The organism is Thiomonas intermedia (assembly GCF_002028405.1).
Classification (GTDB): domain Bacteria; phylum Pseudomonadota; class Gammaproteobacteria; order Burkholderiales; family Burkholderiaceae_C; genus Thiomonas; species Thiomonas intermedia.
Genome location: NZ_CP020046.1, coordinates 1583849 through 1600144 on the forward strand (window position 1 = coordinate 1583849; position 16296 = coordinate 1600144).

10 protein-coding genes and 1 pseudogene are annotated in these 16296 nt (G+C 62.7%); 4 read left to right on the plus strand and 7 right to left on the minus strand.

The window, feature by feature from the left end; genetic code table 11:
- Positions 1 to 30: 30 nt before the first annotated feature.
- From BVH73_RS07470 to BVH73_RS07500, 7 genes and pseudogenes are all read right to left on the minus strand, one after another.
- Positions 31 to 747, minus strand: coding sequence for a M48 family metallopeptidase (locus tag BVH73_RS07470; RefSeq protein WP_079417503.1), 717 nt, complete (start codon positions 745 to 747; stop codon positions 31 to 33).
- Entirely contained in the window at positions 747 to 3866 is a 3120-nt protein-coding gene (locus BVH73_RS07475; protein WP_079417506.1) for a type I restriction endonuclease subunit R, read from the minus strand. Before BVH73_RS07475 ends, BVH73_RS07470 begins: the two co-directional genes overlap by 1 nt.
- A gap of 229 nt (positions 3867 to 4095) precedes the next feature.
- Positions 4096 to 4638, minus strand: a complete 543-nt coding sequence (locus BVH73_RS07480) for an HNH endonuclease (protein WP_218919055.1) — start codon at positions 4636 to 4638, stop codon at positions 4096 to 4098.
- 125 nt (positions 4639 to 4763) lie between these two features.
- Positions 4764 to 6101, minus strand: a complete 1338-nt coding sequence (locus tag BVH73_RS07485) for an AAA family ATPase (RefSeq protein ID WP_079417510.1) — start codon at positions 6099 to 6101, stop codon at positions 4764 to 4766.
- A 16-nt stretch (positions 6102 to 6117) separates the two neighbouring features.
- Positions 6118 to 7386, minus strand: coding sequence for a restriction endonuclease subunit S (locus BVH73_RS07490; protein WP_079417512.1), 1269 nt, complete (start codon positions 7384 to 7386; stop codon positions 6118 to 6120).
- Positions 7377 to 9833 (minus strand): type I restriction-modification system subunit M, encoded by a 2457-nt coding sequence (locus BVH73_RS07495; protein ID WP_079417514.1) that lies wholly within the window; start codon positions 9831 to 9833, stop codon positions 7377 to 7379. Before BVH73_RS07495 ends, BVH73_RS07490 begins: the two co-directional genes overlap by 10 nt.
- 300 nt (positions 9834 to 10133) lie before the next feature.
- Positions 10134 to 10625: pseudogene (locus tag BVH73_RS07500) on the minus strand (OB-fold nucleic acid binding domain-containing protein); the annotation flags it as partial.
- A gap of 1024 nt (positions 10626 to 11649) precedes the next feature.
- Here BVH73_RS07500 and BVH73_RS07505 point away from each other — a divergent pair.
- The 4 genes from BVH73_RS07505 to BVH73_RS07520 all read left to right on the plus strand — a co-directional run bounded on the left by BVH73_RS07505 (position 11650) and on the right by BVH73_RS07520 (position 16286).
- Positions 11650 to 13239 carry a recombinase family protein gene (locus tag BVH73_RS07505; RefSeq protein WP_079417516.1) on the plus strand — a complete coding sequence of 530 codons (1590 nt, stop codon included), beginning with the start codon at positions 11650 to 11652 and terminating at the stop codon, positions 13237 to 13239.
- 376 nt (positions 13240 to 13615) lie between these two features.
- A complete protein-coding gene (locus BVH73_RS07510) occupies positions 13616 to 14779 on the plus strand; it encodes a Fic family protein (protein WP_079417518.1) in 1164 nt (387 codons plus the stop codon).
- Positions 14780 to 14884: 105 nt separating this feature from the next.
- Positions 14885 to 16024 (plus strand): IS630-like element ISThsp15 family transposase, encoded by a 1140-nt coding sequence (locus tag BVH73_RS07515; RefSeq protein WP_013105975.1) that lies wholly within the window; start codon positions 14885 to 14887, stop codon positions 16022 to 16024.
- On the plus strand, positions 15990 to 16286 hold the full coding sequence (locus BVH73_RS07520; RefSeq protein ID WP_013105976.1) for a hypothetical protein: 297 nt from the start codon (positions 15990 to 15992) through the stop codon (positions 16284 to 16286). Before BVH73_RS07515 ends, BVH73_RS07520 begins: the two co-directional genes overlap by 35 nt.
- Positions 16287 to 16296: the final 10 nt, after the last annotated feature.

Here is a 16296-nt window from a genome sequence, read left to right on the forward strand (position 1 = left end):
AGCTCGCGGCCATCTGTCGCACCACCTCTGCTAATACCCCCAATCCTCGTGCCTGACCGGCAGCCTGTTGAGCTGTTTGCGCAGGTGCTGCCAGTGCGGGAGGTGCTGGTCCATGAGATCCGAAAACCGGGCGTTGTGCGTTGGCTCTACCAGGTGCACCAGCTCATGGACCACGATGTACTCGAGGCACTCGGGCGGCTTTTTGGCGAGATCGGTGTTGAGCCGGATGGAGCCCAGGGCGGGGTTGCAGCTGCCCCATTTGGTTTTCATGCGCTGCACGAACACGCGCGCGGCCTTCACTTGCAGCAGGGGTTCCCACTGGGCCAGCAGTTGCGGCAGAGCATTGCGAACCTGCTGCCGGTACCAGCCCTCGAGAATCTGCCCGCACTTGGCCGGATCGGTGCCGGGTCGCACTTGCAGCTGGAGCTTGCGCGGCGAGATGCTCACGGCCGGCGGCGACTCGGCAAAGCTGATCTCAAGGAGATAGCGCTTGCCCCACAGAAAATGACTTTCCTTGTTCAGGAACTCATGGGGCGCCTCCCGATCCTGCGCCTGCAGCTTGCGTTGCTGGGAACGGATCCACCCCAGCTTGGAGACGACGAACAGGCGGATCGTGTCCAGCGGCATGGCCTCGGGGGCCGCGACCCGGACCCTGCCTGCGGGCGGCAGCACGCTCAGGTGGACGTGCTTGATCGCTTTTCGGGTCACCTCGGCCCGCAGCCCGCCCAGGTCGAGGGTGTCGCGCATCAGTACTCCTTCTGCGCGAACACGATGGGGAACAGCCGCTGCACTTCGTCGAAGTTCTGCAGCACCTCGTACATCGCCTGTTTGACCATCTGCTCGCGCGCGACCACCCCGCGCCAAGCGTCCGGCCGCTTGGACTTGATGGCCCGGTCCAGGTGCAGTGCCGTGTCCAGCGCCCGGTCCCACGCGCCGTAGGGAGCTTCGGGCTCCTGCACGGCATCCACGACCACGTGGCCCTTCAGGTTGTTGTACAGGGCCAGCTGGCCCTGGGTTTTCAGCTGCGGCGGCGTGTCCTCGGACTTGCCGGCGCTGACCTGCTTGGCGATGTCGGCGATCCGGGCCAGGTAGTCCTCGTACTCGACGGCTCGCTCCTTGCGCAGGCGGATGATTTCATCGAGCAGCGCGGACATCTTGGCGAAGTAGGCCGGGTCGGTGAGCTGCTCCTTGAGGATCCTGCTGCGGACGTTGTTCTCGATGGTCTCGGCGATGGATTCCTGGTTGCCCTTCATCTCGCCCAGGCGCTCGGCAATCGCGTCGGCGATGCCGGTCTTCACGATCAGATCCAGCAAACCCACCCCGTCGAAAGGAGAGATCTTGCGCGGCGCCTGTGCTTCGATGTAAGTGTCGATGAGGTGGCGCATGTCCGCCTCGTAGGGTTTCAGGTCGAGTGTCTCGCCAGCGGCCTTGCGGATGATTTCGCGCAGGTTCAGGTAGTGTTTCACCAGGGCCTTGCTGCGATCGATCTGCTCGGGCGTGTAGCCAGCGGCCTCCATCTCGTCGGCCAGGTTGGCAAAAGCGCGCACCAGGGCCACCACGGCTTTGTAGAGCGCCACGCGATGCGGTTCGCGCGACTTCAAGTCGTCGGGAATCTCGGTGTTGCCGCAGAAGTAGTGGATGTACTGCAGGTCGCCCTTGGGCGGCTGCACCGGTTCACACAGCAGGGCCAGGGCCTCGATCGCATCGTCCAGACGCACGCGGCCCACCTCCAGACGGTCTTTGATCATGATCTCGGGGTCGGCACCCCCGGCGCTGTGGTCCAGCTCCGAGGTGTAGACCGCGATCGCCTTCTCCACCTTTTTGAACAGGTCCTTGTAGTCGACGATGTGGCCGAAGTCCTTGTCATCGCCGTCAAGCCGGTTGGTCCGGCAGATGGCCTGGAACAGGCCGTGGTCCTGCATCGACTTGTCGATGTAGAGATAGGTACAGGGCGGCGCGTCGAATCCGGTCAGCAGCTTGTCGACCACGATCAGCAGTTTCATCTGCGCCGGTTCGCGGATGAAGCGCTTCTTCACCTCCTGCTCGTAGGTTTCCGTCCGGGTCATCCCCGGCCGGGCCACCACGTCCTTGAGCAAGTCGGTGTAGGTGTTGTAGATGAACTGCTTGTCGCTCTCGGTGTTGGCGCCGGTTTCCTCCTTGCTGACGTCCGAGGCTTGCGGGTCGTACGAGGTGACCACCGCGCAGCGGCCCTTGAACACCGTCTTGCCGAACAAGGCGAAGTACTTGCAGGCCTCGTAGATGCTCGACGCCACCAGGATGGCGTTGCCTCGCTCACTGGACAGCCGCGGCTTGACCGCGAAGTCGAACACGATGTCGGCCACCACCCGGTCCATGCGGGCGCGCGAGCTGAGCACATGCTGCATGGTGCCCCACTGCTTCTTCAGCTCGTCCTTCTGCCATTCGTTCAGGCCCTTGGTCTTGGCCTCGAACCACTGGTCGATCTGTTCGTTGCTGCCCAGCTTCTGGTCGATGTCGCGCGCCTCGTACACCAGGTCCAGCACCACGCCGTCTTCCACCGCCTCGGCGAACTTGTAGGTGTGGATGTAGCCGCCGAACACCTCCAGGCTGGTCTGCGCATCTTGCTTGAGCAGCGGCGTGCCCGTGAAACCGATGAACACCGCGTTCGGCATCAGCGCCTTCATCAGCTTGTGCAGCTTGCCGCCCTGGGTGCGGTGGCACTCGTCCACGAACACATAAATCTCACCCTGCGTCTGGCTGGGCTGTGCGGCCAGTTCGCGCAGGTAGGTGGCGAAGTCCTCTTCCGTGTCGCCCACTCCGCGCCGCCCGAACTTGTGCACCAGCGAACACAACAGACGCGGATTGGGCTGTGCCAGTTGCGCCATCAGGTCGCGGCCACTCTGGCTGCGCTGGATGGCCTGCCCTGCATCCTTGAACACCCGGTCAATTTGCTCATCCAGCTCTTCGCGGTCGGTGATGATGGCCACGCGCGCCGCCGGCTGGTTCTCCAGAATCCAGCGCGCCAGCAGCACCATCAGGATGCTCTTGCCCGCCCCCTGGGTGTGCCAGATGATGCCGCCACGCCGTTGCTGCACATGCGCCTGCGCCGCCTTGATGCCGAAGTACTGGTGCACCCGCGGCAGCTTCTTGACGCCGCCGTCGAACAGCACGAAGTCGTGAATCAGCTCCAGCAGCCGGGCCTTGCTGCACAGCTTGGCCAGGTACTTGTCGAGCTTGTAGCCAGCGTTGTCGGCCACGTCTTCCTTCCAGGTCAGGAAGTACTTCTCCTGCGTTTCGATGCTGCCGTAGCGCAGCCCCTCCGAATCGTTGCCCGCCATCACCAGCTGGACGGTGCTGAAGAACCAGTCGTTGAATTCCGGCTGCTGGTTCGACAGGCACTGGCGGATGCCTTCGCCCAGGCCCACGCGGCTGTTCTTCAGCTCCAGCACGCCCACCGCGATGCCGTTGAGGTACAGCACGATGTCGGGCCGGCGCTCATGCCCACCCTTGAGCGTCACCTCCTCGGCAATGGCAAAGTCGTTGTCGGCCGGCTGGTCCCAGTTCACCAGGTGCACCGTCTCCGTGTCCGCACCGGCCTCCACCCGCACCGACACGCCGTAGCGCAGCAGCTGGTACACGGCCTGGTTGGCGGCATACAGCGTGCGCCCGTGCAGCAGCGCTTCAGAGCGCAGCTTGTGCAGCGCGGCGCTGATGTGTGCGGGGCTGTAGCCGCGCCCCGCCAGGTGCGCCGACAGCAGGCCCTCTTCCACACAGTGGTTGCCCGCCCGGTCCGACCAGTCGCCCAGGTAGCGGTAACCCAGCTGCTGGGTGAAGAGCGCGATCACCCGGTTCTGGGTGGCGCGTTCGGGTTTGTTGATGCTGCTCATGTGGCCGTCCCTGGCTTTTATCCAAAACTATCTTGAAAAAGATAATTGCTTAATTCTTGGGCAGTCCTGGCGCGGGCGGGCGCTGTTTTGGCTCAGTCATTGACCATCCAAGCAAAAAATCTTCAATGCAGACAACAACCTAGAGAGCGACCACACCCGTTTGGCGCAGAAATATGGCGCAACCTGGGGAGATATCCCGGCATCTGAGCCAAATCACGACAGGTGGCAGCTAGAAGAGCCCGGTGTTCGTACCTGGCAAGGCTTGGAGCAACAGATCCCGCATCGCTGGATCGTCGGCAAAAACCGTCATCCACACGCTCCAGAAGCCCTTCGCCTGCGCGGTCTCAATGATTTGCGCGCGCATGACTTGCGTAGCGTCCAAGGGGCAGCGAGCCAGCCGATCTTTTGCACGAACGGCCATATCCCATGCCTCCCGCCGATTTAACCAGCGCCGGTCCGATGCTTCTAAGGTATCTGGTCGGACATGCAGCCCGACCAGCTTGATGAGTCGATCAGATCGAACCTGCAGGGCGCCTGGAACGCTTTCCACCACGCCGCCTTCGCTGTAGCGCAAGGCGTGGAATGTGTCGTCCCTGTCCGGCCACAGGTAGTCGTTCAGCACCACATCTGTATCGCCCTTGGTGGAATTGCAGTTGGTACAGGCCAGCAGGAAGTTGTCCCAATCAAGCTCTCGCTCTGGGATCGCTGCCGCGGCACCGGGCGGTTTCTTGGGTTGGACATGTTCGACGGCGAGCGAAGCATCCAGCTGCATCTCGCAGTAAGAACAGTACTCCCCCATACGCTGTATCAGCTCGCGACGGGCTTGCTGGTATGCGCTGAATTTGATCTCCTGCCCGTTCTGATCCTGCGGGCACGTACCCCTCAAAACCGGCCGCATTACTTGTCGCCCTTCAGCGGTCGTGACGGCCCCAAACCAGCAGCCAGACGTTCCATCTCAAGAAACGCGTGATAGGCAACCTCTTCGCTGAAGGGCGCCGACAGTTCATCCAGTCGAACCTTCAACGCTTCGAGCGCCTGGTCGTCTGTGGGGCGTGGTCCGTTCAGTTCCGCGTAATACGCCTTCGCGGCTTCATGCATTTCTTTCAGACGCTCGCTTCGTTGCGGCATCTTGATGCCCATGACGCCCTCGACAATGTCCTCAATAGACCGATTGCTGAAGGCTGCCCCTGGGCCGGGGGCTGCGACACCGTCAGGCACCGAAGCGTCGGAAATGTCCTGCAAGGGCTGATCCAGGTCGATCACTTCACCCGGGTTCAGCGATTGCAAGATGAACGGGGAGTGCGTGGTGGCAATGAACTGCAGTGCTGGAAACGCCCGCTGGAGGTCTTTCACCACGTGGCGTTGCCACTTGGGGTGCAGATGCAGATCGATCTCGTCGATCAGCACCACACCCTGCGTCTTCAGCGCGGCGTTCTCGCCATGTTGCGGATTGAGGCGGGAAGCCCGGTGCGCAATATCGGCCACCATGGCCACCATGTTCCGGTATCCGTCACTCAGGCTGTTGAATTGGACCAATCCTTCCTTTTCTAGGCGGATGGTGATTTCGTCGTACTCCGTGTCGTGGAAGAAGTCCTGAGCCCCCGGAATACACGCCAACACAGCATTTCTGACCACCTGGATCGCGGGGCTGGCTTCCCCTTTCTGCAGAGCGGTGAAAGTCAGCTTCTTGAACCACTTCTCAAATGCTTTCTGGTCTGACTTGGGGTCCAGGCAATATCGGTAGGCATCCAGCTGCGACGAGGGTTGGCTGGTCTCCACGTTGTCATGCAGCGTCCACAACCGGCCAGCACCGTAGTACAGCAGCAAAGGCAAATCCGGACTCTCCCCCGCCTTCAACAGCGCTCGGCCCTGTGCGCCCAGTTGCACCAGATTCTTGGCTTTCCCCCCGCGGTCCCCAATCTCCCTGCGCCAAGTCAAGGGTCCTGTGGCGATTTTCACAGTGGCTTCGAGCGCCACGTCATCCATCTGCTCCCTGAAGACTTGCCCTTCCTTTTGGGTGAACACCGCCCGGGCGTCCGCAGGCTTGATCGTCCCGCCACCGGTGGGCAGTCTGGCACCCTGAAAGTAGGTATTCAGCAGCATGGCCAAGGCGTCCAGCACGGTGGTCTTGCCCGCACCGTTGTTGCCGATCATGACGGTGAACTGCGGGTGAAACTGAAAACCAGCCCGCTCGTAACGCCGGAAGTTCTGTAGCGAGATGTGATGGATTTTCATGATTCGACAGCCTACTTCAGTTCAGTCGGATTTTGCCCGTCAGCAGGGCCTGGGCCATGGCCTGCTTGAGGGCGCGGGCTTTGGTGAGGCGGGATTCGAGGGCGGTGAGTTCGGTGTCCATGTCGGAGAGGACTTGGGCGATGGTCGTTTGCTCTGGCACCTCCGGTAACTCAACTTCGATTTCGCCTAGGGCATTGGCGCTGATGTGCACTACGGCATCTCCCTGACCTCTGCTGGCTTTCTGGCGCACCACAAAAGGCATGTTGAGCAGATAGCCCAGGAACATCGAATCAGCCTCCACCGTCGGGCGAAGGATCACGATGTCGCCGCCTGCGTACGCTGGCTCGTTGTAGAGGAAGGCCACGCACTTACCGATTTCCTCCTTCGTCTCACCGGAGCCTGCAAACAGCAGATCGCCTCGGCGCAGCACAGTCGATGTGGCAGCCACCACAGGCGAAATCCACGAGCTAAAGCTACGAATGTGGTCCGAATGGGTGGTGTAAATCTCGCCGTAGCGCACACAAGGCAAATCGCCACTGAGCGCTTCGTCGCGCCTAACGCCCGATCCCTTCAAGAAAGTGCCCAGTTGGCACAGCTTTGATTCTTTCCAAGGTCGGTCGAACCCCGGCAACCGCCGCTTGCCGGTGAGCAGTTCCTGCATGGCGCCTTGCTTGATCTGGCGCTTCTTGGTCAGCAGTTGCTCCAGCGAGTCGATCAGGGCGTCGGCGTCGGTGAGAGCGCTGGCGATACTGTGCTGCTCTGTGCGCGTCGGGGGCAACCCAACGCGAATTTGCTTGACGATAAGTCCACTGAGGTTCTCTTGACTGCCGCCATTGCTGAGGCTGCGGATGTACTCGTAGCGGTGAGTCAGGTTGTGGCGAACAAAGTCGCTGTCCACTTCTTTGGCAAGCGTTATCGCTGCGCATGCTTGATTGGTGGTTGCCGCGATTCTCAGGACAGCGCACTTTCCGCGAGTTTTCCCTTGACCGTAGAGCGCGATCAGTAGCGTGCCGGGCGCCAACCATTTCGCAGCCGAGTTCTGGAGGCCTGCTGCGGTGATGTGCTGTGAGGCCGCAGTGATTTGCCCACCGTCCAGCTCTGCCGTTGTGACCCAGGGAATGTCGCCATCCCAGAAGGCAGCGACTTTCCGACTCGGCGTTCCACCAGAGGTCACTTCGGCTATCGCACCAATCGGCATGTCGATCCAGTCAAACGGGATGTCTCCGGCCTCGGTTCGCTTGCACTGCGACACCAGGTACTTGGCACTGGGCTCCCTCACTTCCATACAAACCCCATCTTCGCCAGATGCCCCGCCACCCGCGTCTCCAGGTCGTCCACCTGCTGCGCCAGTTCCGGCATGGTCCGCCCGTAGCGCTCGGCCAGTTCCTTCACCCGCCCGGTGAGGGCCTGGCTCACGCGGTCCAGCTCGCCGTGCACGGCGGCGTCCAGCGCCGCCATCCACTTGTGGTCCACCACCAGGGTCTTCACCTCGTCGGGTGTCAGCGTGGGGTAGCGCGCCAGGGCCTGGGCATCGAGTGCGGCGTCCAGCGCCTTGATGCGCTTCTTCAGGCCGCTGGCCTGTTCGGACAGAGCCAGCCATTGCTTGAGCACGGCCAGCTCGTCGGCAGAGTTCGGATCTTCAGCGGCGTCCTGGCCGATCTCCTTGATGCGCGCCTTCACTTCCTTGTCGTTGATCTTCTCAAAGCCGCTGAACACGGCATCGTCACCGCTGTGTTCTTCTTCCAGCTCGGTCATGGTGGCCTGGGCGGTTTCCAGCTCGGCGGCCAGCCGGTCCAGCTCGGCCTGTTCGGCGGCAAAGTGGTGCTGCACCAGCAGGGCTTTGGGCACCAGGTCGCAGGCCCAGCCTTTGTCCACGGTTTTGCCGGGGGTGCCGTCCTTGTTCTTCTTGGTCTCCAGCACGCGGGTGGGCTCGGCCTTCCAGCCGTCTTCGCTGATCAGGTAGGCGTCGTCCTGCATCGTCTGCGCCCAGTAGTCCATCAGGTGCTGGTAGGCGGCGTAGGGGTCGATGAGGTGGCACCCCTTGGGCGGGTGTTCGTAGTGGTCGAGCAAGCCCTCGGCCACTTCGGCGATCAATGCCTTGGGGTGGAAGTCAGGCTCCAGGTCTTTGAGGTAGGGCGTGACCTCGGCCCGCCAGGCGGCGAAGTGGGCGGCCATGGTCTGGGTGAAGGCCACGAACTCGGGGTGCTGGTGGATGGCGGCCTTGACGCCGGCGGGGGGCACGGTCAGGGCCAGGTAACCGGGGCGGCGCGGCTGGAACAGCGCGTCTTTGAGCTGCGGGCAGACGGCCCAATAACGGCCCAGGGTGTGGCCCAGCGTGTCGGGGGCCAGCACGTCGGCCTCGGGGATGCCGCCGTTCAGGTGCGCGTCGATGTCCTGCGCGTCTTCGGGCGTGCTGCTGTCGATGTAGCGCGGCAGGTTGAGGTTGAAGTCGTTCTTCTCGATTTCATGAAGGCCCACCATGCGGGCATAGCGCGGGTCGCTGCCGTCCAGCCGGGTGAAGGTGTCGACGATGCGGTGGAGGTCGCGCTCGCGCAGGCGGTTCTTGGGGCCGTCTTTCATGAAGCCCTGGGCGGCGTCGATCATGAAGATGCCCTTGCGCGCAGCGGCACCGGCTTTGTCGATGACGAGGATGCAGGCCGGGATGCCGGTGCCGTAGAACAGGTTGGCCGGCAGGCCGATGATGGCCTGGATGAGCCCGCGCCGCACCAGGCTCTTGCGGATCTCGGCCTCGGCATTGCCGCGGAACAGCACGCCGTGCGGCAGGATGCAGGCGCCCCGGCCGGTGGGTTTGAGCGAGCGCACGATGTGCAGCAGGTAGGCGTAGTCGCCCTGTTTGTCGGGCGGGGTGCCGAAGCCTTCAAAGCGCTTGAACCGGTCGCCGCCCAGGCCGGTGCTCCAGCGCTTGTCGGAGAACGGCGGGTTGGCCACCACGTAGTCGAAGGTCTTGAGCTGGTCGCCATCGAGGAATTTGGGGTCGGCCAGGGTGTTGCCCTGTTCGATGACCGCACCGGGGTTGTGGTGCAGGATCATGTTCATGCGGGCCAGGCCGCTGGTGACTTCTTCCTTTTCCTGGCCGTAGACGCTGACGGCGGTGGGCGCCGCCTCGGCCACCTTGAGCAGCAGCGAGCCGGAGCCACAGGTGGGGTCGTACACGGTGGTGTCGGGGCTGGTCTTGGCGCTGGCAATGCCCAGCACCTGGGCCATGACGCGGCTGACTTCGGCGGGTGTGTAGAACTGGCCCTTGCTCTTTCCACTTTCGGTGGCGAAGTGGCGCATCAGGTATTCGTACGCATCGCCCAGGATGTCGTCACCGTCGGCGCGGTGGCGGCTGAAGTCCAGGTCCTTGGACTCGAAGATGCCGATCAGGTTGCCTAGCTTGTCGACTTTCTCCTTGCCTTGCCCGAGCAAGGCGTCGTCATTGAAGTCGGCCTTGATGCGCAGGCGGTTGGCGTCTTCCAGCGGGCGGATGATTTTTTTGTTGATCTGGTCGCCGATGTCGCTGCGGCCTTTGAGCGCCACCATGTCGGCGAAGCTCGCGCCCGCGGGGATCTGAATCGGCGCGAAGGGCTGGTCGGCGTATTTGTCGCTGATGTATTTGATGAACAGCATCACCAGCACGTAGTCCTTGTACTGGCTGGCATCCATGCCCCCGCGCAGTTCGTCGCACGAGGCCCAGAGTTTGGAATAGAGATCGGACTTCTTGATGGCCATGTGTTGCGGTTGTGCGGGTTCGATTTTTCTGGGACTGCGCTCAATGGATCGTCAGAGGTCCACATTGGCGGCGGCGGGCACATCGTAAATCGGGGGGGCGAAACCCATGTAGGCGTGACGCTGTCAGCACGCAGCGCCGTCGATAACTGGGTTGTTTGCCGAAGGGCACGAGGTGGGAATTGCCTGCGCCAACATTCGCGACAACGTGCACTCGGAACCGGCCGCCTTCTGGTTTGCTGGAGCCGTGGATCGACATGGATAGCCCATCCAGGCATACAGCATTCAAGTGGCCCGACCCGCTCAATGGAATTCCCGCCCCCGTGTCACCAGCCGTCCGAGCAACGGCGTCAGGTCCTCCAGATGCCCGGCGATGAGGCTGGCCGTGTCGCCTTCGCGCTGCCAGGTGCCCGCTACCGCCAGCAGTCTCGCTCTCAGCAGCACCGTGCGCTGCCGCTGCCGCAGGCCCTTCCAGCAAATCACCTGCACCACCCCGGTCTCGTCCTCCATCGACACGAAGGCCGTGCCCTTGGCCGTTTCCGGCTGTTGCCGCAAGGTCACGATGCCGCAGGCGCGCACGATGCGGCCGTGGGGTGCTCGCGTCAGTTCTTCCGCCGTCTGCAGCCGCCGCGCGCTGAGCATGGGTCGCAGCAAGGCCAGCGGATGCCGCCGCAGCGTCATCCCGGTCGCGGCGTAATCGAACACGATGTCCTCGCCCTCGGGCGGGGCGGGAAGGTCGAGCCAGTCCTCCCTGGGTGCGGCGTCAAGCAAACCCGGCGGGCGTTCCACCGCCGCACCATGTGCGAGTGGTCGGCCACTGTGCCTCCGAAGCCAACCTTTTTCAAGGCGAAAAAAAAGCCCGGCCTCTGGCTTGACCGGCGGGGCACTGCTGCAGCAGAGCCCCGCCTTGGCGCCGACTGGTGGGTCGACTTGGTCGAGATGCGTCCAGAAAATAGTGCTCTATTCTCTGGCGTCAAAAAATGTCGCGATCTCGGCCCGTCCAAATAGGGGGAGGTCGGCCCCGGCGTAATTCTTTATCGGCTCTGGCGTTTTTCGCCGGTGCTGCACGCCCCGTGCAAGTCGCGTGAACAACTGAGCGGTTCGGATCGGGTTTGAACAACCCGCGCAGGGTCGCGAGCGCTAACGCTGGGGCTCTTTGCCGCGTGCAGCGCACATAGCGTCCCGAGATGGTCCACCTGGGGCCACAGCGACAGCGCTCGAGGCCGGGAACCCCGGCGCGGCAGCGGTGGGGGGCGTGCGTCCGCGCTGCGGCAGCAGCGCCCCGCCTCGTTCCTGGTCGGCCGACAGGACGGGTGCTGGGCGGGCCGCTGGGCTGCCGACATCCTCACCAGGGCTGTTCTAGCGCTGCGATGAACAGTGAGGGGCCGGCATGGGCGGAAGAGGCCATTTTGAATTGAAATGCTCCCGTGAACTGTGGGGGTCATGGATGCAACCACGACCTCAAACACCGCGCCGCAATGCGCCGACCCTAAGCCGCGGGTTCTCGATTCTGCAGAAGCCGACGGGAGGGCCGTCCGACAACTGTCTGCAGCGCACATCGATCTCTTGAAAGCGCTCGCAGCCCGGGCTGTGCGCAATTACTTGACGTCAGCCGTTACGCCTCCCGCATGAAGGCAGCAACTCACGTCGGCACTTACGCCTGGTCCGGCCAGCGACCGTCCGTCGAACGTCCAGTTCATGCGTCTGCTCGCCGGCCGGGCGGCGACGGGACAATTGACGCCCCCGGTACGCGGCCAGGCCCGCCGGTTCAACCGTGTTACTCCTAATGCCATCTTGACGCTGTACCCTTAAATCGACCATGGAAATTCGAACCGCTATCTACGCGCGCTATTCCAGCGACGCACAACGCGCCGCCTCCATCCGTGACCAGATTCGGAATGTTGAGGACTACTGTCGGCGAATGAGTTGGCCTGCCCCCATCGTCTTCAAAGACGAGGCGGTCAGCGGCGCAAGGCTGGATCGCGCCGGATACCGAGCCATGCTTCAAGCTGCATCCGCAGGGCACTTCAATGTCCTCCTCGTCGACGACTACTCACGTCTGACACGTGACATCGCCGAGTCGGCTCGGCTGGTACAGGAGCTTGCCTACTACGAAGTCCGTCTCATCGGCGTAACCGATGGTGTCGACACGTCCCGGGAGGGATCGATCCTCGATACTGGTATCCGTGGTGTCCTGAATCACGTCTACTTGGTCGATCTCGCCAAGAAGACCCACCGGGGTCTGACGGGACAAGCACTTGACGGCTACAACACCGGGGGGCTGCCTTACGGCTACAGCTCAGTCGCGGCGACCGACGGCAAGCGTCGCGTGGTCAACGCCGAACAGGCCGAATGGGTACGGTGGATATTCGAGCGCTATGCTTCAGGCGACAGTTCGCGGACCATAGCCGCTGAACTCAATCGTCTTGTCGTCCCTTCCCCGCGCAAGAATGGAAAGTGGGCGCCCAACGCGATCTACCCCGACGCCAAGGGCGTTGGCATCCTCGGTAACCCCATCTATGTCGGCAAGCCCATCTGGAATAGAACCAAGTGGGTCAAAGACCCGGCAACTGGTCGCCGCCGCAGGAGGGCCCGCCCCGAAAACGAATGGATCACCGTGGCTTCACCGGACCTTCAGATCGTGAGCGACGAGCTCTGGTGGGCGGTAGAGAAGCGAATTCACGCCGTAAGGGCGCGCACGAAAACGCAGCGAACTGCGAACGGCGGCAAGGGTAGCGGCGGACGCGGTCCGAGGTACCTGTTTTCCGGTTTGATGCGCTGCGGAAGCTGCGGTGGCGCCTACATCGTCGTCGATCGATACCGCTACGGATGCGCGATGCATCGTGATCGGGGGCGTGCGGCCTGCTCGAATGCGCTCAAAGTACCCCGGGAGCGTGTGGAGAAACTACTCCTACAAGGCATTAAGCAAGACCTGCTTTCCGATGAGGCGTTCAAGGTCTTCGAGGATGGAGTCCGTCGCCTTCTGGCTGAAGGACAGCCAGAGGCTCGTGACTTCGAGCGCGACATCGCACGCGCCTCGAGAGAGGTCGAGAACATCATGAACGCGATCAGGCAGGGTGTCGTAACGCCGACGACGCTCACAGCCCTGCGAGACGCCGAGGCCAAGGTGAATGCCGCCAAGGCTCGCCAGCAGGAGGCCGAGAGGATGGAGCCTGTCGAGATGATTCCGCGGGCTCGGGAAATCCATCACGAGATGGTTTCCAAGCTCGAACAGATTGACGACGTCGCTGCCGCCAGAGAGGCCATTCGCGCCATCGTTGGCGAAATTCGGCTGGTCCCGGATGGCGACGAGCTGATCGCAGAAATGACAAACGCCGGGCTGGCCGGCGTTTGTGAACTAACTTTGGTTGCGGGGGCAGGATTTGAACCTACGACCTTCGGGTTATGAGAGTGATGATGCCGGGTGCGTGCATTTGGCGTTTTTCGGCATAAATCGTCTATAAACAATAGGTTAGTGAAGTCTCTGCTGCGCTGCATGGGCGTCCTTGACGCCGCACTGCGGTGCATTATGCCGATCAATGCCGCTATTTGGTTAAGATTAGCATAAATCAAAAGTTCACATGTTTGACCTTCGGTGTCGTTGTCGACGCGGAGCCTGCCAGTGCTGTGGTCTTCGATATATGGCAGGGCTTTACGCCTGATTCCTGGAAGAGATACAGCCGATGGTCCGGCGCTGAGGGCTTCACTGTGCGCAGAGCTTTATCATCACTATCGTGGCCAAACGTTAATAGTGGACGTGGCTATGTTCACTCGTGAGAATAACCATGCAGCGCGGAGAGACGGGACAATTTGAGGTCGCAAGCACCGCGGGCGAGGTCGTACACGCCTTCATCCCGACACCGTTGCCGCCGGTCCCGCCGCTGGATCTGACCGGGCAGCGACAGAAGCGACTCGAAGCCTCGCTGCTGGCCTGCGGCCGGCTTGACGGCATCGCGGCGATGTTGCCTGATCCGGACCTCTTCCTATACACCTATGTGCGCCGCGAGGCCGTGCTCTCCAGCCAGATCGAAGGAACACAGTCGTCGCTGTCCGACCTGCTGCTGTTCGAGCTGGAGGATGTGCCGGGTGTCCCTCTGGACGACGTGGTCGAGGTTTCCAACTATGTCGCTGCACTCGAGCATGGCCTGACGCGCCTTCGCGGTGGCTTTCCGCTGTCCAATCGGTTGATCCGCGAGGTGCATGAGAAACTGCTGGCGCGCGGCCGAGGGGCGGATAAGCAGCCCGGCGAATTCCGTCGCAGCCAGAACTGGATCGGCGGGACCCGGCCAGGCAATGCGCTGTTTGTGCCCCCGCCACCCAACTTCGTCGAAGCATGCATGGCCCAGCTCGAGGCCTTCCTGCACGCCGAGGACGACGGCTTGCCTACGCTGGTACGGGCGGCATTGGCGCATGTGCAGTTCGAAACCATCCACCCCTTTCTCGACGGCAACGGGCGGGTTGGACGTCTGCTGATCGCCTTGATTCTGTTCGAGTCGAACGTCCTGCGACAGCCGCTGCTGTACCTGTCGCTGTTTTTCAAGCAGCATCGCGAGGAGTATTACCGCTTGCTGGGCCTCGTACGCACGTCCGGCGACTGGGAGTCGTGGCTCGACTTCTTCCTGGATGGGGTGGCACAGACCGCTGGCCAAGCCGTCGAGACCGCGCACCGGCTGCTGGCTCTGTTCCGAGACGATGCTGCTCGTGTGCAGGACCTCGGTCGGGCCGCTGCGAGCGCGTTACGTGTGTTCGACGCGTTGCGTGCACGACCCCTGAGCAGCATCGGCACCATCGTCGAGCGCACGGGTGCGGCCTATCCCACCGTCGCTCGGGCCGTTGAGTCCCTTGAAACTCTTGGCATCGTTCGCGAAGTGACTGGTCGCAAGCGCGAGCGCGTGTTCGGCTACACGCACTATCTGGACATCCTCAACGAAGGCGCTGAACCCTTGTGATGTTCTAGCGCCGTCACATCTCCGATGACCTTCACTCTCGGCTCCTAGTACAACATCCCTGAAATACCGTTACATAGAGAGGGGCATGAAGTAGACTGTTTGGCCATGAGTCGTGAGCGCGTGGCATCAGTCATCAAGTTGTCGAGGAAGGATCAGGCGAAGCTGCGAGATACGCTGCGTCGGGGTACGGCGCCGCAGCGCGACGCGCTGCGAGCGCGGATCGCGTTGCTGCTCCACGATGGACACACGATCTCGTCGATCGCATCGACGTTGCAGGTGTCGCGGCCGACCGTGATGCGCTGGCGAGAGCGGCTTGCGCAATCGGGTGTGGAAGGCCTGCACGAGGGGCTGCGCCCGGGCCGACCTCGACAGATTGACCCGGCGCAGCGTTTGCAACTGCTGGCGCTAGCGTGCGAGACCGGCGAGGATCGCGCCGGGACGCTGCCGACGCTGGATGAGTTGTGCGTGCGCGCAGTGGAGCGAGGCGTGGTCAAGCACATCAGCCGTAGCCACTTGCAGCGCATTTTGCAGGCTGGCGACGTGCGGCCGCACCGCGTTCGGCAATGGTTGCATTCGCCCGACCCGCAATTCCGCGAGAAGGTCAACGCGATTTGCGCGCTGTACCGGCGCGCGCCCAAGGGCAGCGTGGTGCTGAGCGTCGATGAGAAGACCGGCATCCAGGCCATCGAGCGCAAGCATGCGGATCGCCACGCGCAACCCGGGCGACTGCGCCGCCACGAATTCGAATACATCCGCCACGGTACACAGGCGCTGACCGCGGCGCTGGACGTGCATACCGGCCGTGTGCTGGGGCGCTGTACCGATCGCCGCACCCAGGCCGACCTCGTGGCTTTCATGGAAGACGTCGCGCGCGCATATCCCAGCGGGCCCGTGCATGTCATCTGGGACAACCTCAATACCCATCGCGCCTGGGGCGTGTGGCAGGCGTTCAATGCCCGACACGGCGGACGCTTCGTCTTTCACTACACCCCGCTGCATGCCAGTTGGGTCAACCAGATCGAGTTGCTGTTCGGCATCTACGCCCGCCGGGTGCTGCGCCGTGCCAGCCACATCTCGGTGCACCATCTGCGCGAGCGCACCGAGGACTTCATTGCCCAGCGCAACCTCGATCCGCGACCGTTCCGCTGGACGTTTGCAGGCTTCGAGTTGCAAACTGGGGAGCCTAGGCATCACGTCCATTGCTCTCGCCATGACCGCACCCCTCGTCCCCGACCCCGCCAGTGAATTGCAGGGCTTGCTCGCCCAGTTGACCGGGCACGCCGCCGCCCGAGTGCGCCGCTATGGCAAGCATCTGCTCATCCAGATGCAGCGCGACGAATCCCTCGACACCGTCGCCCGATTGACCGAGACAGGGCGCGACCACTACGTGGCTGCCTTTCGAACCCATTCAGGGCGTTGGGAGCCACTGCCCGCCTCCGGCAACCTGCACCAAACCGCCGAGATCGTGGTCGCCATGCTGGCGCCATACCTTGATCCTGAGCTGTAACTCTATTTAA